Origin of the sequence: Mediterraneibacter sp. 210702-DFI.5.30, assembly GCF_020560115.1 — a bacterium.
In the GTDB taxonomy this organism is placed as follows: Bacteria; Bacillota; Clostridia; order Lachnospirales; family Lachnospiraceae; genus Mediterraneibacter; species Mediterraneibacter faecis.
Genome location: NZ_JAJCME010000145.1, coordinates 1 through 245 on the forward strand (window position 1 = coordinate 1; position 245 = coordinate 245).

Below are 245 nucleotides of genomic sequence, written 5' to 3' on the forward strand. Positions count from 1 at the left end.
CTGAGCTGGCCTTTATTCAACCTGAATTGACGGCCATTGACGATGCGGACTTTGCCAAGCTGATGCAAAGCGAGCCGGGACTGGCTGAGTATCAATATGAGATGACTAAGCTGCGGCGGCAGAAAAAGCATGTGCTTTCTAAAGCCGAAGAAACGCTGCTGGGTCATTTGAACAAGTCGCTGGACAGTGCGGAAGAAATCTACAATACGCTTAACGATGCGGATCTGAAATTCGGCAAGGTTCAT

Annotated in this window: 1 pseudogene; it reads left to right on the forward strand. The window is 49.0% G+C overall.

From position 1 onward, the window contains the following. A pseudogene (locus LI126_RS15025) lies at positions 1-245 on the forward strand (hypothetical protein); the annotation flags it as partial.